At 65.0% G+C, this 24,703-nt stretch carries 22 protein-coding genes; 18 read left to right on the plus strand and 4 right to left on the minus strand.

What is annotated here, in order from left to right; translation table 11 throughout:
* Window positions 1-36 precede the first annotated feature (36 nt).
* From sctS to sctU, 3 genes are read left to right on the plus strand one after another with little or no spacing between them, the layout of a single operon-like run.
* On the plus strand, window positions 37-303 hold the full coding sequence (sctS, locus tag QRQ56_RS11425) for a type III secretion system export apparatus subunit SctS (protein WP_438739843.1): 267 nt from the start codon (window positions 37-39) through the stop codon (window positions 301-303).
* A gap of 8 nt (window positions 304-311) precedes the next feature.
* Window positions 312-1,169 carry a type III secretion system export apparatus subunit SctT gene (sctT, locus tag QRQ56_RS11430; RefSeq protein ID WP_438739844.1) on the plus strand — a complete coding sequence of 286 codons (858 nt, stop codon included), beginning with the start codon at window positions 312-314 and terminating at the stop codon, window positions 1,167-1,169.
* Window positions 1,166-2,284: a type III secretion system export apparatus subunit SctU gene (sctU, locus tag QRQ56_RS11435; protein WP_438739845.1), complete on the plus strand. Its 1,119-nt coding sequence runs from the start codon at window positions 1,166-1,168 to the stop codon at window positions 2,282-2,284. The genes sctT and sctU overlap by 4 nt, the downstream gene beginning before the upstream one ends.
* An 84-nt stretch (window positions 2,285-2,368) precedes the next feature.
* Here sctU and QRQ56_RS11440 read toward each other — a convergent pair whose 3' ends face one another.
* From QRQ56_RS11440 to QRQ56_RS11450, 3 genes are all read right to left on the minus strand, one after another.
* Complete coding sequence (locus QRQ56_RS11440) at window positions 2,369-3,409, minus strand: hypothetical protein (RefSeq protein WP_438739846.1); 1,041 nt, start codon at window positions 3,407-3,409, stop codon at window positions 2,369-2,371.
* Window positions 3,410-3,550: 141 nt separating this feature from the next.
* Complete coding sequence (locus QRQ56_RS11445; protein ID WP_438739848.1) at window positions 3,551-4,546, minus strand: hypothetical protein; 996 nt, start codon at window positions 4,544-4,546, stop codon at window positions 3,551-3,553.
* A gap of 124 nt (window positions 4,547-4,670) precedes the next feature.
* The gene (locus QRQ56_RS11450; protein ID WP_438739849.1) at window positions 4,671-6,695 is read right to left on the minus strand and encodes a hypothetical protein; all 2,025 of its coding nucleotides are present in this window, start codon (window positions 6,693-6,695) and stop codon (window positions 4,671-4,673) included.
* Window positions 6,696-7,077: 382 nt separating this feature from the next.
* On the opposite strand from QRQ56_RS11450, the gene QRQ56_RS11455 reads away from it, so the two are divergent.
* The 4 genes from QRQ56_RS11455 to QRQ56_RS11470 all read left to right on the plus strand — a co-directional run bounded on the left by QRQ56_RS11455 (window position 7,078) and on the right by QRQ56_RS11470 (window position 8,996).
* Entirely contained in the window at window positions 7,078-7,902 is an 825-nt protein-coding gene (locus QRQ56_RS11455; protein WP_438739851.1) for a Crp/Fnr family transcriptional regulator, read from the plus strand.
* Complete coding sequence (locus tag QRQ56_RS11460) at window positions 7,895-8,140, plus strand: hypothetical protein (protein ID WP_438739852.1); 246 nt, start codon at window positions 7,895-7,897, stop codon at window positions 8,138-8,140. Before QRQ56_RS11455 ends, QRQ56_RS11460 begins: the two co-directional genes overlap by 8 nt.
* Before the next feature lie 73 nt (window positions 8,141-8,213).
* On the plus strand, window positions 8,214-8,552 hold the full coding sequence (locus QRQ56_RS11465) for an EscF/YscF/HrpA family type III secretion system needle major subunit (protein ID WP_438739853.1): 339 nt from the start codon (window positions 8,214-8,216) through the stop codon (window positions 8,550-8,552).
* Between the two features lie 105 nt (window positions 8,553-8,657).
* On the plus strand, window positions 8,658-8,996 hold the full coding sequence (locus tag QRQ56_RS11470; RefSeq protein ID WP_438739854.1) for a hypothetical protein: 339 nt from the start codon (window positions 8,658-8,660) through the stop codon (window positions 8,994-8,996).
* Window positions 8,997-9,028: 32 nt separating this feature from the next.
* Here QRQ56_RS11470 and QRQ56_RS11475 read toward each other — a convergent pair whose 3' ends face one another.
* Entirely contained in the window at window positions 9,029-9,676 is a 648-nt protein-coding gene (locus QRQ56_RS11475; RefSeq protein WP_438739855.1) for a hypothetical protein, read from the minus strand.
* A gap of 266 nt (window positions 9,677-9,942) precedes the next feature.
* Between QRQ56_RS11475 and QRQ56_RS11480 the strand changes: the two genes are divergently transcribed.
* From QRQ56_RS11480 to QRQ56_RS11530, 11 genes are all read left to right on the plus strand, one after another.
* Entirely contained in the window at window positions 9,943-10,332 is a 390-nt protein-coding gene (locus QRQ56_RS11480) for a hypothetical protein (protein ID WP_438739856.1), read from the plus strand.
* Between the two features lie 15 nt (window positions 10,333-10,347).
* Window positions 10,348-11,991, plus strand: coding sequence for a hypothetical protein (locus QRQ56_RS11485; protein WP_438739858.1), 1,644 nt, complete (start codon window positions 10,348-10,350; stop codon window positions 11,989-11,991).
* Window positions 11,992-12,069: 78 nt separating this feature from the next.
* Complete coding sequence (locus QRQ56_RS11490) at window positions 12,070-12,450, plus strand: hypothetical protein (protein WP_438739860.1); 381 nt, start codon at window positions 12,070-12,072, stop codon at window positions 12,448-12,450.
* Between the two features lie 2 nt (window positions 12,451-12,452).
* Window positions 12,453-12,911, plus strand: a complete 459-nt coding sequence (locus QRQ56_RS11495) for a hypothetical protein (RefSeq protein WP_438739862.1) — start codon at window positions 12,453-12,455, stop codon at window positions 12,909-12,911.
* A 172-nt stretch (window positions 12,912-13,083) separates the two neighbouring features.
* Window positions 13,084-18,258, plus strand: coding sequence for a DUF4781 domain-containing protein (locus QRQ56_RS11500; protein WP_438739864.1), 5,175 nt, complete (start codon window positions 13,084-13,086; stop codon window positions 18,256-18,258).
* Window positions 18,259-18,422: 164 nt separating this feature from the next.
* Window positions 18,423-20,864 (plus strand): hypothetical protein, encoded by a 2,442-nt coding sequence (locus QRQ56_RS11505; RefSeq protein ID WP_438739866.1) that lies wholly within the window; start codon window positions 18,423-18,425, stop codon window positions 20,862-20,864.
* A gap of 39 nt (window positions 20,865-20,903) precedes the next feature.
* The gene (locus QRQ56_RS11510; protein WP_438739867.1) at window positions 20,904-21,557 is read left to right on the plus strand and encodes a hypothetical protein; all 654 of its coding nucleotides are present in this window, start codon (window positions 20,904-20,906) and stop codon (window positions 21,555-21,557) included.
* A 135-nt stretch (window positions 21,558-21,692) separates the two neighbouring features.
* Window positions 21,693-22,274: a hypothetical protein gene (locus QRQ56_RS11515; RefSeq protein WP_438739869.1), complete on the plus strand. Its 582-nt coding sequence runs from the start codon at window positions 21,693-21,695 to the stop codon at window positions 22,272-22,274.
* A gap of 33 nt (window positions 22,275-22,307) precedes the next feature.
* The gene (locus QRQ56_RS11520) at window positions 22,308-23,285 is read left to right on the plus strand and encodes a hypothetical protein (RefSeq protein ID WP_438739870.1); all 978 of its coding nucleotides are present in this window, start codon (window positions 22,308-22,310) and stop codon (window positions 23,283-23,285) included.
* A gap of 30 nt (window positions 23,286-23,315) precedes the next feature.
* Complete coding sequence (locus tag QRQ56_RS11525) at window positions 23,316-24,113, plus strand: hypothetical protein (RefSeq protein WP_438739872.1); 798 nt, start codon at window positions 23,316-23,318, stop codon at window positions 24,111-24,113.
* 108 nt (window positions 24,114-24,221) lie between these two features.
* Complete coding sequence (locus QRQ56_RS11530) at window positions 24,222-24,698, plus strand: CesT family type III secretion system chaperone (RefSeq protein WP_438739873.1); 477 nt, start codon at window positions 24,222-24,224, stop codon at window positions 24,696-24,698.
* Window positions 24,699-24,703: the final 5 nt, after the last annotated feature.

Here is a 24,703-nt window from a genome sequence, read left to right on the forward strand (position 1 = left end):
GCGTTCCCGCGCGGCCCGTCCCCCGGAAAGATCGCCATGTCTCCCAACGAAGCCGTGCACCAGCTCAACGAGGCGATGATGCTGGTCCTGATGCTGTCATTGCCGCCGATCCTGGTCGCCTCCGCGGTCGGCATCCTCGTCGGCCTGCTGCAGGCGCTGACCCAGGTGCAGGAGCAGACGATCTCGTTCGCCGTCAAGCTGATCGCGGTCGCCGTCACCATCGCCGCCATGGCCGGCTTCCTCGGCAGCGAGATCTTCACCTACACGATGAACCTGTTCAACAACTTCCCGGCGATGACCTGAGGCGTCCGATGCAGGCCGTGGTCGAACTCCTGCGGGTCTACACCGACTATTTCCTGGCCCTGCTTCTGTCTCTGCCGCGGCTCTACGCCTTTCTCAGCGCCTCGCAGCTGCTAAACTCGGCCGCCGTTCCCATGATGCCGCGCGCCGCCACGATCCTGTCGCTGGCCCTGATCGCGGTACCCATCAATCTCGACTACGCCATGAGCTTCGACCACTCCGCCGCCGCGCTCGCGCTGTATTTCGCCAAGGAATATGCGGTCGGTTTCCTCGCCGGCTACGTGGTCGGATGGATGTTTTGGGCCGTCCAGGCTGTCGGCGGGTTAATCGACAGCCAGCGCGGAGCCGCCGTCGCATCCGCGATCGATCCGCTGCAGGGCGAGGAAACCTCGCTGCTGGGCACGCTGTTGTCCCAGGCCTTTCTGACCTACGTTCTGTCGACCGGCGCATTCCTGCTGGTGCTCGGCGTCGTCTACAGGTCCTACGCGATATGGCCGGCAGCGAAGGCCATCCCCATCGCATCGGATCTGTTTCCCGGGATGGCGCTCGGCCTCGCCGACACCGCCATGCGGATGGCCTTCGTGACCGCCGCGCCAGTGCTCGCCGTGATGTTCCTTGCCGAGTTCGCCCTCGCCATCGTCAGCCGCTTCTCGCCTCAGGTTCAGGTCTTCGTGCTGGCGATGCCGATCAAGAGCGTGCTGGCGATCCTGGTGCTCGTCTTCTACGCGCCGATCCTGATGCCGTTCGTCGAGCGCCAGTTCGCCTCCTTCGACCGCAACATCGGGCAGATGTACGAGCTCCTCAGGCTCGGCGATCGGATCGGCCGGCCCGCAACTGCCCACGATCCTGCCCCGGGAGGCCGCAAATGAGCCAGTCGTCCGGCGAAAAGACCGAGCCGCCTTCCCCGAAAAAGATCCGCGACGCGCGCGCCAAGGGCCAGGTGGCCAAGAGCCAGGAGGTCGTGACCACCGCCTCGCTCGCCGCCGTGTTCGCGACGATCTGGTTCACCTGGCCGAACATGATGGCACGCATGGTCGGCCTGCTCGACCAGATCGCGTACCTGCAGGCCGGCCGCTTCAGCGACACCGCGGCCGCGGCCATCGCGATCGTCTCGCACGAGACGGTTGCGATCCTGCTGCCGATCCTCGGCGCCGCGCTCGTCGCCGGCATCTTCGCCAACTATCTGCAGATCGGCTCGATTTTCGCGCTCGAAAGCCTGATGCCGAAGCTCGAGAAGGTCAGTCCGGGCTCGGGCCTGAAGCGCATCTTCTCCATGAAGCAGCTCGTCGAGGTGCTGAAGTCGCTGGTGAAGATCAGCTTTCTCTCCACCCTGCTTTACTTCGTCATCAAGGGCGCGATCGGCCCCTACATCGCCTCGCTGTCCTGCGGGCTGACCTGCCAGACCTCGATCACGGTCGCGATGCTGCGCGACCTGCTGCTGTACTCGGCGCTGGCGTTCGTCGTCGTGGCCGGTTTCGACTTCATGTACCAGAAATACAGCTACACCAAGGGCCTCATGATGTCGAAGGAGGAGCGTAAGCGCGAATACAAGGAGAGCGAGGGCGACCCTCACATCAAGAGCCACCGTCGCAGGCTGGCGCAGGAGCTGGTGATGGGCGATGCCGGCCAGAAGGCCCGCCGCGCCACGGCCGTCGTCGTCAATCCCACCCATGTGGCGATCGCCCTGAGTTACGACAGCGACAAGCTGAAGCTGCCGGTGGTGACGGCAAAGGGGCTCGGCGGTCAGGCCCATGTCATTCGCACCGAGGCCGAGTCGGCAGGCGTGCCGATCTTCCGCAACGTCACGCTGGCCCGGGCGCTGTACGCCAGGACCGACCTCGAGGATATCGTACCCGATGAGCTGTTCGATGCCGTCGCCGAGGTGCTCGTCTGGGTCCAGGCGAACCGGCACCTGCTCTACAAAGGCCCGCTCGCACGCGGCGTGATCGACATGGATGCCGGCGATCACCGCCCCAAGACATGACCGATCGGCGCGCATTGACGTGCCGTCTCTGCTCGTTTGCCGCCCCGGGCGATCACGGCGAGCCGAGAGCGCTGCGCGTCACGTTCAATTGCTCTCCAGCCTTTCGCCGAGCTCTTTGAAGGGAGCCTGGAGGCTGGGCTTCAGCGTGGCGGCATACTTAATGCAGCTTTCTCGAACCGTTCTCGCGAGCTCCGCGCGCTGCGGTCCGTGATTTTGATCGATCGCGGTTGTGATTCGTCTGAGGACGAACAGAGCTTCGTGAGGCTTACCCAAATGCGCGAGCATGTCCGGAACGAGGTCGCGATGACGTTGCAGGTCGTTCACCGCCGATTGCATCGAGCGCGGCGTTCCCTCGCGCACGATGAATTTGAGCACCGCCGCACGCTGATCGGCCTTGAGGTCCTTATTGGTCAGGTTCGCAATCTCCTTTTTCAGCTGCTCTTCCTGACCCGTGTATGGCGCGAGATCCGAAACGGCACGGCCGATGATCGCCCGGTCGCTGCTCGGGTCGGCAAGCAGCATGTTCAACGTCACGGTCAGCGCTTCGGCATACATCTTTCTCTCGGCTCCATCGGGCATGGTGCCGATCACCTGAGTAAGCGGCAATGCCGCGGCTTTGGCCTGCTCGGGGCTGAGCGCTTCAATTGCTTCGAGCAGAGGGCCTACCTGGCTGCGTCCGTCGATGGCCAACATCTCTCTTGCGATGATCTGTCGGGTCGCAACCGTGTCAACCTCGGTTTTCCGATGGGTGGCGAAGTACAGCAGGTTGGTGAGCTTTGCCGCACGGTCCTTGGCATCGCCCGGCCCTTTGAACGACCGATCGAAGTCTTTGAGCGCATCCAGCAACGTGGATGGCCGCTTCGTGGCCGGCGCTCCTCCCCCGCTCGTGACGTCGTCCGGACTGACGAAGGCCGACGCAGGCACCAGCGGTCCACTCGCATGAGCGGCAGGCGATCCTTTCACGCCGACATGCAGATCCGCAACGACAGTCACGGGCGCCGAGGACTGATGCGCCGAAATGCCCGATGAGACACGGTTTTCGGATTTGGATGGCGCTATCTGGTCCTGACCACTCTGTATCGCATTGCCGGCATCGACATGCGGAGGTTGGGTTGCTTCGATCATCGGATCTGCTCCATTTCCGTCACTTGCTTCGGTCCTGCCGACCGATAGCGCGTCCGGCCACCGCATGATGTGCCGCACGTCACGGCGGGGCTTCTGTACCCCGCCTCGCAGGACGAGAGGCTCGCCTGCACAGAGCCAGCGTCAGATATCATCCCACGACTTCCGTGCAGCCGGCCGAACCGCCGGCGACTGCGACGGCCGGTTCAAGGCGACGTTGATGACACTCGTCTTGTCGTCGAATGCCCTGATCTGTCCCTGGGCCAAATGCTGCCTGCCAGCGACGTCGACGTCGAGAAAAGGCCTGTCTCGGCTCGTGTTGCCGCCGAGAACCACGAATGTCCCTTCGTCTTTCGGCTCAGGGGCCGGTTGCTCGCCCTTCTTCAGCACGCGGATCTCAATCCCTTCCTCGTGAGCTGCCTTCAGGAATCCAACGGCGGATTTGAGTCTGGTCGACAGGTCCGGCACGTTCTTGTTGTCGCTCGCGACCTTCTTCAGCAGCAAATTCCAGTCTTGTTCGGTGGGACCGCCCTCCCGCGCCAGGATCCGGGTCACCAAGGGCTGGTCCGAAGACAGGGCGTCGGTCCACAGCACTTTCACCTCTGCCTTCACCAAGGTGGGTACCAGCGTCTTGGTCATGCCGGTGAACATGTCGTTGACATGCTGATAATCCAGCGTCCGGTCCGCAAGCCTGTTGCCGATCTGGATGCTGCCATAACCGACGATCTGCTCACGGACAAACTTGGATGCCTCGTGCGCATCAATCACGCCCGTTTTTCCCAGCAGCGGCAACTCCTCTATCTCCACGTGACCGGTCTGGTGATCCGCAGAAGGCACTCGCCCGGTCCAGGCATCCGGTATGCCCGCCGCACCCGGCGGCGGATCATGGTCGGCAATCGGCAGATCTTCCGCTCCGAGCCTCCAAGCCGGAATCGTCGTTTCGGGATGAACCGGCGCGCCGTCCAGCACAGGCGCCGCGTAGGTCTCGTGCTGGCCGAGAAGGATGCTCTGCGCAACGTCCTGGCTCAGGTTCCCAGGCGTGACGCTCTCCTTGCGTACCGTGTCCTCGGCGCGGCAAACCTCCGCCGCCGATTGTGGGATGGACGCGGTGGACTGGCCTGCGCTTGCTGACACGGTCATGAGACGGTCCTCTAGATCTCCGCGGCGACGAAGCGGCCGCCGCGATCGAGGTCGCCCCATCGGCACCTCCGCTGAGACCTGGCTAACGCACCAGGACGCCGTGCGGAGTGCGCTAGATGACAGCCTATTTCTGGTTCAGCCAGTTCAGCTGCTGGGCATAAATGATGGTCGCGTAACCGTTCTTCTGCTGGATCACGGAGCCGAGCTCACCCACCAGCGCCAGACGGCTCGCGCCGTCGGGCGCTCCGCCCTCCCGCATCCGCTCGCCGCTGCGGGTCTGCACGTAACGGCTCCCGGCGACGCTCGCGCCGGAAACGTCGAGGGCGTAGGGCCGATAATCCCGCAGCAGGAAGCGAATGAAGTCCGGATTGCGCGGCGCCTCGCTTAGATAGAGCGAGATCGGCGCAGCATCGCCCAGGCGCGAGAGACATTCGGTCGCCAGCCGCGGATCCAGCGCGGCCTCCAGAATGAACGCCTGGTCCTCCTGCGTGAACTCCGTCAGCGAGTAGGAGTTCGAGATGCTGAGCAGGTCGAGCCAGAAGACCGCGGTCGGCAGGTTCTCGGTCGTCAGCCGCGACCCGACGCGGCAGGCGTTGGTAATCCCCTGCAGGTTCCCGGTTGCCAGAAGCGGCATGTACTTCTCCACGGCCTTGTCGCGGTCGGTCTGGTCGCCGCCATTGCCACGCCGCGCGATCGCAAGCCTCTGCTGCAGCAGGAATTCGAAGTCCTTGGCCAGAGCATCGTCAGCGCCTTTCCGCCATCCGACCAGCAGCTGGTTGGCGCGCTCGGCAAGGCGCAATGGATCGGCGCTGGCGCGCGCGGGCACGATGCCGCTCGCCGCCGCCTTCACCGATCCCGTCGGCTTGGCATCCGCCGCCGCAAGTTGCGGCGTGGAGCCGGCGAACAGATCGTCGATGCGGTATTGCCCTTGCAGCAGCTTGTCGCGATCGAGCGCGCGGTCGCCGCCGGCCTGCGCGCCGATCATGACCGGCAAGGTCGCCGCACCCACCAATGTTCCGTCCGGCTTCTGCAGCTGGACGAAGGACCGCAGCGGAATGTCCTTGCTCGCCCGGCGCGAATAGGACGTCAGAAATCCGACCCAGGAATCGATCTTATCGATCGGGAGGATGCCGCTCGCTTCGATGATTTCGCCGTCGAGCCGCAGCAGCACGAATTGATCGATCTGCGCCGTGCGCGCGATTTTCTGCACTTCATCGAGCAGCGTCCGGCCGGTCCGGATCCTGGACTCGATAGCGCTCAGGCCCGCGATCGACCCTCGCAACTTTTCGACGAATTGCCGCGCGACCTCCTCGTTGAGCACGACGCCGTCCAGCGTGAGCTCGCCGCCGGGCGAGAGCGTGTAGCTCACCTGCATCTTCTCGGACTTGATCAGCCCCTCGATCTCGCTCCTCAGCGCCTCCAGCACGCCGAGGCGGAAATAGACCTGCGCGCCGGTCTTCTCGACCGCCGCCACCAGGGCGCGACGCTCGAAGCCGTCTTTGACGAAGCCGGTCGCGTATACGGTGCCGTCGACCTCCCGCTTCAACGCAACCACCTTGCCGAAGGGAAACTGATCCAGCGCGGCGCGAGCCACCCGCTCGGTATCGCCTTGCTCCACCCGCGGTACCGGGTGCTCCCTGCCGCCGACGATGAAATAGGCGGCGCCGATGCCGATGATTCCGAGCAGGGCCGCAACCGGCATCGCCAACCGCAGGGTCCGGCCATTCAGCTTCAATACGGATGGCAACGCCATCGCAAAGGCAGGCAGCCGCTTCTTTCGCGCGTCGCTCTTCGGCTCGTTCTGTTCGATCAGCGTGGTCCAGTTGGCGTTCGGCGGCGCCAGAACGAGACGCATCATGCCGATGGTGATGATGTCCAGCGGCTCGACATCGTGCCACTCCGAGCCCGCGGCGACATCAGTTGTTCCGCCGATCGTCACGCCGCCCGAGCCGCCAGCAATCTCGATCTTGCCCGGCGTGATGCGCAGCCTTGCCTGGCCGCTCTGCAGGCTGACATCGATCAGCTGGATGTCATCCTCGTTTCCGGAACCGATCGAGTATTCCCCGGGAACAAGTGAGACCTCGGCGCCGACCTGGACGCCGTTGAGGATCTTCAGGATGACACGGTCGAACAGTTTCGATTCATCCATCGCCAGCATTCCGATCCGCTTGTGGGCCACACCGATTTCAGGATCGTCGGTTCTTCTTCACGACCATCCAGCTCCATCCTCCGATCGAAGGATTGATCGGCGCGCGTTTGCCGATAATTCTCTTAGTATGAAACGCGCTCCATGTTTGCTTGGACAATTGCGACCGCCATTTCGACAGGAGCGCACTCGCCATCAACTTCGGGAGGTTCGCCTCTGCTGCAAGTCGGTTTCGACCTTCGATCACCTCGGAACGTGACGCCGTTCACCGACGACGGATCACGTTCGTACGACGCTTCGATGGATCACATGATTGCGATGCTGCGGGACATCAGGTCTTTCAGCATCAGAACGATTTCGAGTATTTATGGCGCAGGGAACTGGCGTGTCCTTACATGATCGAGCCGTCCTGAATTCGGAGGCGACGACCGCGCACGGCGCAGTCTCGACGTTCGATGCCGACGCCGCCGCGCTGGCACGCCCGACCATGCCGACAGGCGCCGTGGGGTTTCGTGCGCTCAAGTCCACCTCCGATTTCGTATCCGTCGGCAACGATGCCTGGGACGCGCTGATCTCGGCGTCGACGCGCCGCCTCTACGGCAACAACGAGGTGATCTATCTCCAGGAAGAGCCCGCGCAACACCTCCATTTCGTGATGTCGGGGCACGTTCGCCTCTCCTACGTGCTCGATGACGGGTCTGCGATCCTGTATGCGATCCTGCCGGTCGGCGCGAGTTTCGGCGAACTCGGCGTGTTCGACGGCGGCGTGCATTGCGACATGGCGACCGGGGTCGGAGCGACCATCGTGGGCAGCCTTTCCACCGTGAAGTTCAACGAGCTTTGCAGGCGCTTTCCTCAACTCCAGGACTGCATCGCGCACCTGATCGCGCGGCGCTACCGATCCTATGTCGATCTCACCCGCCTCATGAGCTTGAAGACGCTGCACGGGCGCGTGGCCCAGGCGCTGCTCAGGCTCGCCGACGGCCTCGGCTCCAAGGAAGATTACGACGGCCAGGCGGTGCCGCGCATCGGACCGATGGTCACCCAGGCCGACATCGGCCTGATGGCGCGGGGCGCTCGCGGAAGCGTCAACCGGACCTTGAAGGCGTGGGAGCGCGCGGGATGGGTCGTCTCGAAGGATCGCGCGATTTTGATTGTCGACCGCAGGGCGCTGGAGACCGTCGCCATGGAGCAGGACTGCGATGGCTGACGTCGACCCCCACGGGATCTCCGGTCTCGCGATGACCGAGCTCGAAGAGCGGCTGCACGGCAGCGAACGCCCCGCCGTGATCGCGGCGACGCTGGCGCGGCTCGACCATATCGCCAGCCGGATCGCTGCATTTCAGCGCTCAGGACCTTCTCCCGTCGATTACGCGCGCGCAACGGCCATCGGCCAAGCCGTCGCCGCGGCGCGCGACGTCGTCACGGGAGCCACCCCCGCTCGATGAGCCTCCGCTCGCGAGCAATGCTGCAGGAAACCTCGCCGGGATCGCCCCGGCGAGCAACACAGGAGAACTGACTATGGCCGGCTCAACCAACGCTGGATCATCGGACTTCGCGCCGACGCTCGACACGGGCTCGGATCACAACTCGACCATCACCCAGGGTGGTTTCAAGTACAGCTATCTCAACCGGGACGGCTTTGACCTGGTCTGGAACCAGCAGCATCTGCAGACCCAGATGAGCAAGATCGAGGACGACATCCGCAACATCCAGCAGAACGCCAACCTCTCCGACACCGAGAAGGCGTTCTCGATGCAGATGGCCATGAACACATGGTCGACCATCGCGAATTTGCGCACCAACACGCTCAAGGCGGTATCCGACGTGCTGCGGACCTGCGCCCGCAACATCGAGTAATCGGCGGGGTCGCGGATCCGGACGTTGGAGCGAGTGCATTCGTTGCTGGCGGAATGCACTCGCGATGCCGGTTCGGATCGCGGCGCTCCGCGACGGGGATCAATCATGTCATCGCAACGCTCCTTCGCATTGGCCTTTCTGGCCGCCGGATTCGTTCTCGCGGCAACACCGGCCAAGGCGCAGCTCGTGCTCATCTGCTACACGCTCCACAACGACCTCGCGAATTTCGACCGCCGCGCGCATCTGGTCGCGCACTTCTACGAAGGTGGTCCCCGCTCCCATCTCGGCGGCGCCGACGGCATTCGCCTGCGCATCATCGATCAGATGCGGCAGCTCGGATGCCCGTTGCCGCTCGAGCCCGTGACCTACAGCGACTTCCGCATTCGTCCGCCGGCGCCGCGCGTCCCCATGGAACCTCGCCCGGGACCGTTGATCGTCAAATAGGTCGCTGGGCTCTGCGGCCGGCGTCGCGGGCCTCAGGCAAAGTGCAAAATCAGCAGCACGCGCTGGGCGGCACGCAGCATCTCGGCAAAGTCCGGACGCCCGCGCGCGATCCGGGCACCGACCGCCAGCAGCGACTGCGCGGCCTTGCGGTTGCCGCGCTCGAGCTCGCAAAAGCCGGCAATGCAATAGGCGCGGGGATGCTTCTGCGGCAGCTTCAGGCATTCATTGGCAAGCAGCAGCGCTTGCGCGAAATGACCGAGGCGCGCAGCACACAACGCCAGCGCCGAGAGCGTCTCCGCCTCGTCGGCCTGGAGATGATGAAGCGTCGCGAGCAGGACTGCGGCACGGCCGATGTCCTCGGCGGCAAACGCCTCGGCCACGCAGGCATGCAGCAGCAGCGACGGCTCGCCGCAATCCATATCCGACCGGCGCGCGACGATCGTTCCGTGCAGGGCTTCGATGGCGCCATCGCTCCAGTCGTCCCGGAGGAGCGCCAGCACGGCAGAGGCGACCGGATCGCCGCTCCACCGGCGGGCCTCGAACGCGCCGCGCGCCCGGCGCAAGACAACATCCGGTCGTGTCAGGTCGATCGCTCCGGCGACTGCGGGCGCCGCAAGGCTCGCGACGGCTGCGCGCGGTGCGAGAAGGTCCAGCACGATGTCGATATCCCGGTTTTCCAACGGCAGCTCCACGCCCCATTCGGCGCGCCCCCTGAAGCGGGTGCGCCGGCCGACACTCGAAAATCAGTTCCTGCGATGCTTCCCATCCACGCCGCGTCAGCGCGACGCGGTGCCCGCGCTGCGGGCTCGCCGAACAGACAAGCCATCATCATTCAATCCGGGTTGTCACCTATATGACACGCCAGCGCAGAGCGGCGTGATACCCGCTGGCTCCAGGCTGGCGGCGCCGACCGCTCCCCTCCATGCGACCGCGCGCAAATCGACGGATGCTGCTTTTGGATATCGAAGGTTTCGTGAACGGCCAGCCCCCCTCCCGCGAAACGCGGGAATGGGCGCGCGTGCTCGGTGAGCTTCGCATGAAGCTCGACCACATCTGCGCCGCGCCGCTGATCGCATCCGATGGCGAATCCAGGCGCATCATCTTGGCCATGCCCCATTGCGCCGACATGACCGAGGTCGACGCGTTGATGGACCGTTTGCTGATCCGGGTCGGCGAATTGCTATCGGCGACGACTGGCGCCCCGCCGCAACTCACCCGTCTCGGCCACAAGGCACGCGAGCACGGCCGCGCAGCCCTGCGCAGGAACAGCCAACAGCACAATTTCGGCGAACAGGACGCCGGGGGGTTCGTCCCGCGCGCCCGCATCAATCTTTGATCTCGAGGATATGACATGAGCGATTTCTGGAGCGGCGCCTTTGGCAATGCGCCGGTCATCCAACCGACCACTGGCGAGCAACTGCCGCCGCCGCTGAACACGCCCTACGACAATCTGCTGGGCGACACCCCCGGGCTCGATCCCTCCATCAACAATGCCGGTGCCCAGGCGGTATTTCCGGATCTCAGCCCCGATCCGGATTCGCCGGACAGCCTGATCGCAAAGGCCGGCAAGCCCGCCCATTTTGACGATCCGCCTTCCGCGCTCACCGCGAATATCTTCGCAACCTGGCATAGCGCGTATCAGGCGGAGTACATCAATAGCCACAAGGGCGAAGCCGATGGGCACGGTATCCTGACCATCGGGTCCGGAGCCGATGCGATCCACGTCACCCTCTCTGGCGACCAGACCAAGGTCTACATCCTGGAGTCCCTGCAGAAGGCGGACTTCGCCACCATGGCCAAGGACGATCAGGAGCGGATCGCCATCGACGCGAGTGCCGGCGCCACGCTAACGCGATTGGGGATGACGGGAAACAAGGCGGACGCGGACGGTCAGATCAAGAAGACAAAAGACGCCATTGGCCAAGCTCTGGTCCCTCCCCTGACCGCCGACCAGGAGGCTCTGGTTGAGCAAACGTTCTTGGAGGAGATCAAGAACGTCCAGAAGCGCGTGGACGCCGGCGGCGTCTATTCACTAACCGACATCAACTCCGCGCTCCAGGCCATCAAGGACCGGTACGATCGGCTCGCCGCATTCTGGAAAGCCGTCAATGCCGCTCCGCCGGCGCCGGCTTTCAACGATCCCAACCAGTTTACAGGCGTCATCAGCTTGGACGGCAACGCTGCGATCAACCGCGGAATCGACGTCTTCGTGAACGCGGAAAAGCAGATCCTGGCGGCGGACAATGCGGCGATGCAGATCGCCAACACCGGCACGCTGGTCGGGCTCACGAAGCATCTCGACGCGCCGAACCTGCTGGCGGCGTTCCAGCTCAGCGCCAACCTCAAGGACCAGGCCATCAACGCCGCCGACACCGAGGAGATCAATCAGATCAACGAGCTCTTGAAAACCTACAACGTGATCCAGGAGCTCATCAACCAGACCATCGCGACGTTCGATGCATCGAAGAACGACGAGAAACGCGGGATGCTCGGCTACGACGAACACGGCGACGTCGGCAACAATTCCGGAATTCTGCCCGGAACCAGAGACAAAGTCGATCCCAGAAAGATCCTCGACACACACACGGCGATCGAAACGCTGAAACAGCCAAAAGAGGTCGACGGCGGTGACGATGACAAGAACAAATTCACTCCACCAGCGCTGAGCGAGGCGCAGGTCAAGGCCATCAGCATGTTCGAAAAGGAACTCAATACCGTCGCCAGCCCGATCGAAGATCTGCTCGGCGTCAAGCGACCCGGTTTCGACTTCTATGACAATACGGGCAAGACGCTGAACTATTTCCAGAAGTCGACCTGGGACCAATTTTCGGCGACGCTGAGCAACACGGTGCAGCAGATCAGCCAGGAGAACCAGCTCAAGTTCAACGACATCAACACGCTGGAAAAGGAGCGCACCACGCATTTCCAGTCGGCCACCAACGCATTGTCGAAGGCCGGCGACATTCTCGCCAGCATCGGCAGGAACATCAGCTAGCGGATCCCAGGAGAGTGCGGGGCGAGCGACCTTCCGTCGTCGCCCCCTCCTCCACGCTGCAGCCAAGCGGAGCCGCCTATGCGGATCAGAAGCCTCGAAGTCGGTCTGGAGACCATATCCCGCTATCAGGTGGGGGACGACGTTCATCTCCCCCCGGAGAAGGGACTGCGACCGGTCTTTCTGCCGGTCAGCCAGCCGCTCGACGACGTCCTGAAACGACCGTCGCTCGATGAACGCCTGCCGGCTCTGCTGCAGCCGGAATTCCTCGATCCGGATCTGCTCGAACCGGCGATGCTGGCCGATGTCCGCCTCCAGGCGCAGGAGCTGATCGCGGCTTGCGCGAAGCGGGAGACCGGTGCTCGCAAGGGATTGCTCGAGCAGGCGGCCACTTGCCTCGAGGACGAAAACAGCCTCGACGAGGAGGTGCGCCGCTCGCTCGCCGCACTGCTGCGCGGCTAGACATGAGCCCGACCAACCTTCCGAGCGTCAAGGACGCCACCCGCACCGTTCGCGCCCCCAACGGCCAGCCGCCGCACGGCGCGGGACAGCTGTCGGTCAAGCAGCGCGACTTCCTGCTGCTCAACATCTACGTGCTGGCGCAGAACGGCTTCACAGAACGCGCTTCCACCCTCGCACAAGCCCTGCACGTCCTCGGAGACAATTCCGCCGCGGTCACGCTGGCGCGTGCCGTGCTCGGCTTCTTCGCACAGGATTGGGGCGCGGCGCTGGCCTGCCTCGACGAGCTCGACCGCATCGATCCGATCGAACGCTTCGGCGCCTATACGATGACCGATGCGCAGCGGCTGCGACGCTATCTCAAGGCGCGGTGCTTCTATCAGCTCAACGATCTGCCCCGCGCGCGCGACGTGGTGGAGAGCTATCTGCGACACGGCAGCGAAGCGGCGGACCAGGCGGGATAGCGTCTGACCTCACGCTCCGATCGAGCAACGGCCTCGAACGTGCATTCGCGGAGAGCGTCACGCCGAACGCGAACGGGCTGTCACGCCTGGTACAGCGCATGGCCTGCGGGTGCAGTACCGAGATGCGGTTCCGGATTGTCCCCGGATTGCTTCGAGCTCCGGGAGAGGTCCGATGTCGCCGCTGCCACCCACCGCCCCCCGAAAGGTGATCGTCGGCGACGAACCTCTCTGGATGGAAGGCCCTGCGACGGCGAGCTCCCCGGCTCCGGACAAAATCAAGCCCGGGATCTCCTCGCCGGGCAACGCGCCGCTTCCGCGTCAGGGTCCGTCGATGCCCGCCGTGCCCCGCGGCAAGCAGCCGGTCGTCGCGGCCGCGACCCTCCATGAGGCCAGCGCAACGGATGCGCGACTGCGCGCGATGGACCGCTGGCTCGGTGGAGACCGCTCAGCCGCGGAGCTCGGCGACGCACTTCTTGGCCGCACCGAATTGGGGCCGTTGTCGGCGGCCGAGCAGCGACATTTGGTCGATCGGGCGCTCGACCGCGATTTTTCGGACATCGAGAGGATCGTCGAGCGGTCCCACCGGGATCCGGCGTTGCGCGACATCGTCGCGCAAGTGTTGATCAAACGCATCATCAAGCTGCAGCGCCAGCCGGATGCGCCGGACCTGCATCGTCACCAGCAGGCGACCGAACTCGTGCTGCCGCTGATGCACACCTTGCAAGACCATGATGACGAGCTCGGCGAAATGCTGTCCCGGTTGAAGCGCGTCGAGGCCCAACTCTTCGCCGATGCCGCCTGCGGCAAGGAGCGGCGCTTTACTGGCCTGTTGCCTGAAGCCCGGAATCAGATCCTGGCCGCGCTGAACGTCACCAGCCATACTGTCGCGACCAAAGAGATCGTGACCACGATCCACGAATTCACCGCCCCCCGGGATTTCGGTCAGGCGCGCCAACTCGGCTCGAATCTCGCGATCGCGGTCTCACGTGAATGGAGTCCGAGCGGTGACGCTGGTGCCGCCGCAACCCGCCTCAAGGAGGTCCTGACGCGGTCGCAGGGCGGCATCGAGCTGCTGTATGGCGGCTCGCCGCTTCGACGCCAACTCGGGCTCAAGATAGTCGCGGACTTTCCGATCAACTCGGCCGTCCTCGCGCAAGGCAACGACCCCTTGCGCATTCCGGCTGTGACCCAGATCGCAGCGCATCTTCTGCTGAAAGACGCAACATATGGCGACGCCGATCGCGATGCCGCGCAAGCGCGTCTTGCTGACCTCCTCAAGACCGAAAATGGACAGGCGCTGATCTTCGGCGGCCTCGACGAGGATACCATCCCGGCTGCAGCCCGGCACGAGGCGCTGATCGCATTTCTGTCGGATCCGTCGCTGACGGCTGCCGGCCTCGACGACATCAGAATGAGTTCGGGCCCGGTCAGCCGAGTCCGACGCGATCCATGGGCAAGTCCGGAATTGATCAGCCGCATCATGCAGACAAGAGCGTCCCTGATCCGCAACGACGAACCAACGCAGCTGTCGGGCGTCGATCTGGAGAACATCGTCGGCGCGGCCATGGGCCACGCGCCTCACCATCCTGACAAGACCGTCGCGATGCGTCCGATCGACACGGAGCAATCGCATGCGATGCTCGCCGGCAAGCTCGCCCTGTTCAGCCGTGATGAAGGCGTCCAGCTCGTCGCTACAAAGATCCGCGAGGTCGGCGGTCCCGACCCGAAGGTGACCTTCCTTCCCGTGACGGTCTCGAGCGAGGAATTCGGGCCGGTGCAATTTTCGCTGTTTCGCGTCGAGACCGCGCACGGCAGCCAGTTCGTCGATCACGTCGGTCGCAGCTATGACAGTTTCGACGACTGGCTGAAGAACAACAAGCTGCCGCCGGGCCTGATGGTCTACCCCGAGGGCGGGCATTTGCAGACCGTGAGCGGCGATCCGAAAGCGGGACGTGCGGATTCGTTGCGGCTCGCGCATCGCCCGACGCCCGAATCCAGCATCGGCGCAAAGATCGTCGACAAGGCCGCTTTCGCCGGCGGCATCGTGGCCGGCGGCCTGCTGATCGTCGGCACCGGCGGCGCCGCACTGGCGGTGATCGGCGTGGCCAGCGGCGTATGGGGAACGTATCGCGCCGGCGGCGAGTTGCTCGACCGCCATGCCCATGGCCAGACTGTCTCGCTTGCCGATCCCGCCGCACGCGCGCTCTGGTTCAATTTCGCCGCGAACGCCAGCAGCATCGGCGCGTTCAGCGGCAAGCTGGCCGGACGCCTCGCCGCCGGGGCCAATGCGGCGGCCGCCCGCACGGGACCGGTCGTCAATGCCCTGAACAAGACCGCCGAGCTCGCCAACAATGCGGCGATCGTCAACGGCGCGATCGAGTTGGCGCGCAACGCCGGCGCGATGTCGGCGGATCAATTGGCCAGCGAGAGCCTTCAGCTCGTCTTTTCGGCGGTGGTGTCCCGCGTCGCCGCGCAAAGGGCGCGCACCGCGGCTGAGTCCGCCGCACGGCTCGCGGAGCTGCGGGCCGCGATCGAAATGCAGCTGGCTCGACTGGCGCAGAGCCGCCCGGTCGAGGCCACCAGCGGCACGCACGCTCCCCACGCAGCCTCCGGCGCCGGTCACGATAAGATCGGTCAGACACATCAGGTCGAACTCGCGGGACATCAGCCTCCAGGTGACGGCCCCGCCGGCACACGCCCGCCTGGCAGCGGTGGCAACGGAGGCTCCGGCGCGGACGGTGGCCACGCCAATACCGGCAAACCGCAACGGAGCGGCGGAGACGTGATTGATATCGACAGCGGAGCGCGGGAGCGACCACGCATGGCGCCGATGGGCGCGCAACCGTCGGCGACGACACGGCCCGTCGCCGGTGGCCCGGTACGAACCCCCTCCCCTGGGGAGCTCGAACAGCTCGATCGTCTCGGCCAGGCCGCGAGCGCCGCCATGGCGCGTGCGAAGCGCGAAGCCGACACCGGCAATGGGACCATCCGAGGCGACGTGCTCGACCATCTTGAAGACGCGCTGGGCGCGCTCGAGCGGGCCGTTGAAGCAACTGACCCCGGCGGAACATCTCCGCAGCATCGACTTCTCGGCGAGTTACTCGACGGATATCACCAGCTACCCGATCTCGCGAATACCAGCGCGCTCAGCAGGAGGTTCAAGAACAGACTGCTCGAAGGGGGATTCGAGCGGAATGCGAAAGGACAATATGTCAGTCCGGAGGCTCGCGCGGCCGCGGAGGCACCGCTCCCCGAGGCCGGAGAGACTCGTCGAGGTTTCGAGGCCGTCAACCAAAGGCTCCGTAACCGCACGCTTCCCCGGGACGAACGCACCAGGTTGCGCCAGGAGCGCGGAGCCCTGATCACCGGATTGGCTCGCGCGGTGGAACGCCTTCGGGTCCAGTTGCGTGACCCCAACCTGTCGCGACAGAACAGGGACGAGATCGAGGCCAGGCTCACCGGCTATCGAAACGAGTTTCGCGGCATGACCGAGTTGGACGCGCAGCAGTTCGGTCATGGAAGCGAAGGCATCCGTTGGAATGCGGCTGGAAAGGCCGCTTCCGATTACCGGACGAGCCCTAAATTCGCCGAGCTCATTCCGCCCGGCGGCGTGCGTGATGCATTCGAGCAAGCATGGTCGTCCTGGATGGCCAGGCAAGAGCAGCTGGCACTCACCGAGACCGGTCTCTCCGCGGCGATCCGCCGGGTCGCGGAATCCGTTCCCGAATTGCAGCCGCGCGCGGGTGAAATCGTCGCTGCCTTCCGGGAGGCGATCGGCCCGCTCGCTCAGAACGATCGCCTGCCGATCCAAGCGCTGGAGTTCGGGCCTGTTGGCGCGGACCACCCGCAGGCAGCGGCGCCGACCATCCGGCCCGTCGTTGCCGCCCCAACAGCCCCGGCGCCGGAGCATGCCACGAACGTGCCTCATGATCCCGCGCAGGTGCGGGCAGCGTATGGGCAGGCGGCTTTGCGGGTCGCCCGCCTCGGCCAGGCGGTTCAGGATTCGGAAAGCGACATGCGCGCCGGAAACGCGACGCCGCAGGCCCGGGCTCGCCACGAGGCCCTGGTCGCGCAGCGCGATGCCGCGGTGAAACGGTTGGAGGAGCTAGCCTCCGCGTTCGGCAAGATCATGGCGGCATCGGATCCGACGGCAAATCCCGAGGCCACATCGGACGGCGCCAGGCCGGCCGCGCCATCGGTCGCGGAACGTCTGAAGCAATACGAGAGCGCTAATGCGAGCCGCGGGATCAAAGGCTTCACGCCGGAGCAGCGCAGCGAGCTGAGCAGGCTCGCGGCGGCCGAAATGACCGACGCGAACCTGCGATTGGACATTGCCGAGGCCGAGGAGCGAGCGGACGCGCAGAGGAACGGTCGCGTTTCTCCGGACGTCGAGGCGAGAGCCAAGGCCGCGCGCGGCGCACACTCCGAGGCCGAAATCAACTGGCACAAATTCGTCGAAGGCATAGAGCTGCCGCCATCGCTGTCGATGAGCCTTGCGGCTCTCAACGCCGAGGTGGACAGCGCCCTCGCCGACTTCAACCGCACCCGCGAACTGTTTCGGCGATCCGAAGCACATCCGGCGGAGTATGTCGACGCGCTGACCAGGCTCAATCGGGCCATCAGCAATCTCTTTGGAGCCTGGCGGATGCGGGGCGACGGCGCTTACGCGTCCCTGGATGATGTTGCCAAACGCATGCACGCGATCGCCGAGATCCGTTCGGAGCTCGAGTCCGGCACCCCGCTTCGGGAACTTGAAGAACTCGCCAACGCACAGGCGCGGAACCTCAAGGCAATCGATGCCGATCCCAGCGTCATCAAACCCTGGGAGGATCTGGCCGCGCTCGCGAACCAGACCTCGCGCGACTGGAAGAGCGCGCCGCGGGACGCATTGAGAGAATACGTCTCCAGACTGGCCCACCGTCGAGGCCAGATCGCGCCCGGCTCGGCCGCGGCAAGAGACCCGCTGACATTAGGCGGCAACAGCTCGCGCAAGCCGATGGCCGATGCAGCTGCGCGCGCGATGATGGATCTCGAAATCTTGAAACGTCTCGCCTCGGCGCCTGGTAGCAATGCGTCGGTCCTCGCCCAGCTCGGAGCCGCCCGGCAACGGATCGACGAACTCTACCGCGCGACGATCACGGCGTCGCGAGGGCATACCCCGGCCGCCCCCGCGATCCAGCAAGACATGGCTTCGCTCGCGATCCTGATCAACGAGTATCGCGCCCAGCACGCCGACCTGCGAAATTCGATCGGCGAGGCGGCGCGCCACAACGCGGGCGGCCTGCTCGACCAGGCCGCCGATGTCACAGTCGGCCAACTGACGGAGCTGTTCTTTCCAAGCAACTAGGCGCGAGCGAACGCCTTCGTTCGTCGCGGCGCGCTGTGCCGACGTGTCATCCGTGAGACAGCCGACCGCGGCCTCTCATGTAACAACGCCTCGGCGAGCCCGTCGTCCTGCGGCGACGCGCCCAGCGGCCACAATACCCCTTACGCGGAAACAAGGAGAATCGGATGTCCCCACGTACCGAAGCGGCGCCCCGGCCGGCGCTCCCTCCGACGATCCCAGGTGGCGACGCGCGGCCCGATGCGACGTCTCAGCAATCCCGCCCCTCGGCCGGGCTTCTCGGGCCATCGCAGGCTCCCGCGGCGCCTCTGACCCTGCTTCCGACGGCGCAAACGTCGGCAGCATCGGTGGTCAGCCCGCAAGCCCTTCAAACCGCGTCCGATATCGTTGCGACCGCGCTCCAGGACGGACACGGCGACGCCCTCAAGACGTTGCAGCTTCTGAGCACAGGCTGTCAGCAACAGCCCGATGAGGTGCGGCGACTGGTCTTGCAGGATCCCGCGACCTCCTACCACGTCAATGACGCCGTCAGGCAGATCAATGCACCCCTGAGCGATGCGACACTGTTGCCACGGCAGCGGGCAGACCAGGCTGTTCACAATCTTGCGAAGGCAGCCACCCTCGTCGATCGCGAATTCGCCGGCATGCTCGCACAATGGGCTGCGGTGGACTATCACCAGCCCACCGGAGGCAATCCGAGCCTGCCGACACTCGCACCGCTTGGACCGGACGGTCTTGCCGACGTCGTTGCGCTCTGCGACCGGATCTCCGGCGCGAGCAACGGCGATCGCGTGGTCGCGGAGTTCGCATCCCTCACCCCATGGAATGCGGAGCCCGTGCTCGGCGCCATCCAGCACGGCGGCGGCATGGCCTATGCTGTCGCCCACGCGCGTCAGGCACGGACACAAGGCGGCGATGCATCCCAGGTGTTTCAAACTCTTGCCGCCAGCACGCCCGGCTCCCAGGCCGACATCCAGCACAAGACGAGCGCCGACGTCGAGGCGCTCGCCAAGCACGACAGCGAGCTGGCCTGGCTATCGACGACCGTCGGCCCGGCTCTCACCGCGGAGCAATCACAAGCGGCGATGACCGCCTATTTCGCACACAAGGGCCCGGAATGGCGAGCCGAGCACGATCGCTTGAATCAGTCGATCATCGATGACGGCAGCAGGCTGGTCCGGCACATGATCGCGCTGGGCAAGCTGACCAACCAACTGAACGCCGGTCCCGAATTGCTGGGCCAGTGGATGGCCATCGCCAACGACAAATCCGCACGGCTGGCGATCGAGATGGCGATCGAGTCCGATCCAAACCTGCGGAAGGACGGAGCGCTGAACGACATCGTCGGCATGCTCTCGTCTCTTCGGGGGCACGACGCCTCCGTTTTGTCGCTGGCAACGGGAGGCAAGCTCGCCTTCCTCGGCTTGCGGCTCACCAACGTCACTGCCACGGCCATGATACGCGCGATCGTGTCCGACAAGCTCGCCGGCATCAGCGTGACTGACCCGAAGCGGATCGAGAAGGCGGTCGAGGCGATCAAGGGGCTGGTGGATACGCGCCTCGCGAAATTGCTCGGAGTCTCGAAGCCCGAGCTCGACAAGGCGATCGCAGCCGTCACGAAGATATCGCGAGCGGCGACCGATGATGCAGCAGCGCTTGCGGGCTTCAACGCGGAGCTGGAAGCGGCCGGGCGTACGCCCGCCGCCTTCGCCCGGGATGCCCTGGCCGGCAAGTTGATGCGCGGCATTGCGCTAGGGGTGGTTGCTCTCAACCTGTACAACACCGTGCACCTCGGGCATCTCGACGTGAATAGCGTGGGCAAGACTGTCGTGCTCAGCGCGCTCGGAGCGCAGAGACTCAGTGAATTTCTGGTCAGTGTCGGCGCAGCCGATGCCGCCAAGGGATTTGGGCGGATTGCCGGTACGAAATTGGGCGGCGTCGCCGCCGGCGAGGTCTTGATTGGCGCGTTCGCGCTCATCGAAGCGGTGAACAGCGTGCGCTCCGGCTTCGGACTCGGCGTTCCCCAGGACACCGCCGCAGCCCTCGCTTCCGCCGGCTCGGCCATCGGATTCGGAGCCGCGGTGGCACCGGCATTTGGGGCAGCATCCTGGGCCGGACCGGCCGGCATTGCCGTCGCGACTGTGTCGGTGGTCGGCAAGGCGGTCTACGACGGGCACAAGGCGTCTCATCAGTACGAGGAGCCGATGCGGATCATGCTGCGCGCCGCCGGCTTCAGCCCGCAGGCTGCGAGCGCGTTGAGCAAGCAGAGCGGCTTTTTCACCACGCTCCCCGGCGGCTCCCAGGTCGCATTCCTCGCCCGTTATGCGGAATACCGCCAGATGACGCCCGACCAGCTTCTTACCTGGGTCAACGGCCTCAGCGACGGCCAGCTCCGGCAGCTCTCCGAACGCGTGCTGACCGAGCTCGGACAGGGTGAGGACGGCCGCGACAGGTCCTCCGAGATCAGGACGCAATGGGCCGGTGATGCGATCGCCAAGGGCGTCGGTTACGGACCGGGCCAGGAGACCATCTTTGCCGTCTTCGACCTCGGGCTCGATCACGAGCGAATTCCTCATCCGCAGGCCAAGGACATTCGTCCCTATCGCTAGGCGCGAATCCAACGAATTCAGCGCACAGGAGACGTCGGAATGAGCGGCGAAGTCAGCGGCCCTCCATCCCAACAACCGGTTCACGCACGGTCTCCGATCGAGATTGCGGAGGCACCCGCGGCAGGCAAGCCGGTCTCCGCGGGAATCGCGACCCGAACGGCGCCACCGCCCTCGCCTCCCGCGCCCGAGCCCTTCAATCTCAATCGCGAGATCGCCGAGGCCCTCAACAGATCGACGGCCGATGCGCTCGCCGTTTACGAGGCCAACATCGGGACAAAGCGGACGATCGAGCAATCGAAGCTGACACCCGACGTTAAGCAGGAGCAGCTGGCCCGGCTCCGTCCCACGCTCGAACGTCACGCCACCGAGGCGCGAAACCTGGCCGACGCGAACGTCGAATGGCAGCAACGAGCCCTGCGCAAAGCCAAGGACGCCAGCCACGCGGCCACTGAAGCGTCGAAGCGCGCGGTCGAGAAGGCCGTGCGAGCCAGGCACACCGTGCCCATGGGAACGCCTCAAGCGGATGCCTATATCCGCTCGATCTACGACGAGAGGGCCACGGCAGCGACACGAACACGATTGACCAGCGACGCCTATGATGAAGCCCGGCGTCATGCCAGCGAGGCCCACAGACTCCAGTTGAGAGTTTATCACCATCTGGGCGTCAAGCCGCCGCCGCTGCCCCTCGAATAGACGAGAGTCGCTCCGCAACGCCGCACCCAGCGCGTCCGAACGCCCCCGCAAAACAGAGCGGCGCTGTAACTCCTGCGACACAGCCGCTGCGCCGCCACGGTTAAGCTGCCGACACTGTTCTAGGACCTTACTGCGATGTCGATACTGGATGGACTGCCGAAGACCGAGGCCGATTGGCGCCGCATGATCGACATCGCCGCCCCGATCGCGCAAGGCCTGATCGACAGCCTCGAGCTTTCGCCGAAGACGCAGAGCGTCCTCAAGCTGATGTCGGAAGGCATGGCGCTAGCCGACATCTGCGGCCTCACGCAGGAAGAGCGCGACGCCATGTTCATCCGCGGCTGCCGGATGATCCAGGCCGGAGACGTCACGAAGGGGCGCGACTGGATGATCGTGCTACACCAGCTCGAACCGCTCGACGCCCGCGTCATCTACGCGATCGCCCTCACCTACCAGGGCGAGGGCAACATCGCGCTCGCTGCAAAGCTCTATGTGCATTTCATCGCCCTCGATGCCGCCAATCCGGAAGGGCATCTGCGACTCGGCGAATGCCTGTTGTCGGCGCGCGAATATGACGGCGCGATCGCCCATTTTGCCGTGGCCGAACGACTGAGCCGCAGCAGCAATACCGCCGCCGCGGCCCACGCCGTGCGGATGCATGCCCATGCCATCGAGCGGCGCTCCGCGCATCGGCACGCCGGCCAGGCCGCGCGGTAGCGATTTGACATCACCAGCAAGAGCAATTCGCCCATGGACGCCATAACCAAGCCAGTCTCGCCAATCTCGACCGGACAGATCGCGCCGCAGATCGTTCCGGTCGATCCGAAGGTCGGCGCCGGAGTGGCCGGTGCAACCGCCGTCGGCAACGGCAACCTGCCGCCGCCCGGCGGCGTTAGCGACGACCTCGGCGCAGCCTTTGCCAGTCTCGCCGGCTTCATGCCGAACAACGAGAGCCCGGAGCTGACCTGCGCGGTCGCAGCCGCCAAGATCGCCGACATTCTGGGCAAGGCCAGCCGCGACGAGATCAAGGTCGACGACCAACGCCGGCAGGAGGTGGTTGCGCGGCGAATGGCGGCTGCGCAGAAGGCGATCGACGAGCTCGCCAAACAGTCAGACAGCTCGTTTTGGGATGACCTCTCGAGCGTCTGTGACGCGATCGCCACCGTCTTGAGCATCGTCGCCGGAGGAGCCGCAATCGCAACTGGCGTAGGCGGACCGATCGGCGTGTTGCTGATCGCTTCCGGAGTCTGCGGGTTGATATCCGCGACCGATAGCACGCTGAACATGACGACCGGGCATGGCATTGCGGGCAGCCTTTATCTGTTGACCCACCCGGGCGACGAGGATGGTGCCAACAAGGCCGATGAGGGCTTCCGCCTCGCGTTCGGTATCGCGCAGACAATTACCGGCCTGTTGACCTTGGCGTGCGGCAACCCATCCGAGATCGAGAATGGCATTCTCATGCTGACCACCAATCTCGTGAAATTCGGAAGTGATGCGACAGCCGCCTACATCGACTACGAGAACGCCGGCCACCAGGCTGCAAGCAGGCGGGCGCACGCCGATCAAGAGATCGCTCAGGCTACGATCGAGCAGATCGACGAGTATGTGCAGCAGGCCATCAAGCGCCTGACGACCACGAGCGAGAGCTGGAGCCGGGTCCTCGAGACCACGGCCGATACCCTGCGCAACAAGGCCAACGCGACGTCGCGGGTTCGCTTCGCCTGACCATCCATTCACGCAAGGAGACACCAGATCATGATCGAGACCATTCGAAATTCCGGACCGCGGCTCGACCAGCCGCTGCAGGACGACGCGCAGCCTGTCGGCAAGGCTGCTAGACCCACCGCTTCGGGCATCTCCAGCCTGCAAAGCACCATTCCGCCGTCGACGGCCTCGGCGTCGCCGAGCGCGGCGTTGACATTTGCGCCGACCTCAAAGATTGCGGCCGCCGCGTATGACAGCGCGGTGGAGGGCGCCGCCGGCCGCTTCTCTGCCGCGACCAGCGCCCTGAACCCCGCAATCGCAGCGGGCAGCGACGCCGATCTCGCACTGTCGCCGCTGGATGCCGCCCGTGCCCTGTTCAAGGCGGCCCTGGAATCGAACAATCAGCAGCAGGACGACGCCCTCCAGAAGCGCAAGGACGCCATGGAGGTTGCGCGAGGCAAGGAATTGGCACAGGCGGCGCACGAAAAGGCAGCTGCCGACGACATTGATAGCAACTCCTGGAAGCAACTCGGAACCGCACTGGCCGCCGCCGGCGCCGACTTCGCGGGGAACCAATGGGCGTCCAGTGGCTGGAGCAAGCAGGCTCTCGCGGACTCTGCCAAGGCCCTCGATGCCGGTTCGAAGAAGTTTGGTGCGATGACCGAGTCCGATACCAAGCGTCATGACGCGGACGGTCACCTCGCCGCGTCCGACGCCGCAGCCGCCAACACCCAGAAGGCCGACGCCAACGACATGGCTGAACGGCTGCGTCAGCAATTCCAGCAGTTGTTCCAGGCCTTGTCGGAGATGCGGGCCGAGAAGGCCAACCAGCTTCGCGCGCTGGCCTGATGCTTCGGCACCGGATCTGCGAGGCTTGATGGCCGCATCCTTCACGATCGCACAACTATGCCGCACCGCCACGCCACGGCTGCGGGACGGCCGCCGAGACCAATTGCGATGAACGACGACTTTCGTCGCCTGATCGAGACGCTCTGGCAGTCGCTCGGCCTGTCGCCGCCCCGTTTCCAGTCCGGCGACGGCGTCTCGCTCGGCATCGACGGCATATCCGTCGCGTTGACGCTTAGTCATGACGAGCGCCATGTCGTGGTCTCAGGCCCAGTCGGGGCACTCTCCAGCGATCCCCTCGCGAAGGACGAGGAGATCGCCCGCCTGCTCAAATCCAATTTGCGATTCCTGCCATACCGGCGCGCCTGTTGTCGCATCGACAACAGGTCTTCGCCGCCGGCCGTCAGGATCGAGGCGATCTCGCCTTGCCTCCCCGACGCCATGACCCGCCTGGTCGAGACGATCGGCGACGTCGTCCATATGGTGGTCGACTACGCCGCCGAGCTCGGCCATTCCAAGGCGCCGCGTTTGGCCGCGCCTGCGCCGAGCCCGGGCTCTGAAGATACCATTCTGATCTTCCGGCCCTGAGACAA

It is taken from the genome of Bradyrhizobium sp. U531 (assembly GCF_051710265.1).
Classification (GTDB): Bacteria; Pseudomonadota; Alphaproteobacteria; order Rhizobiales; family Xanthobacteraceae; genus Bradyrhizobium.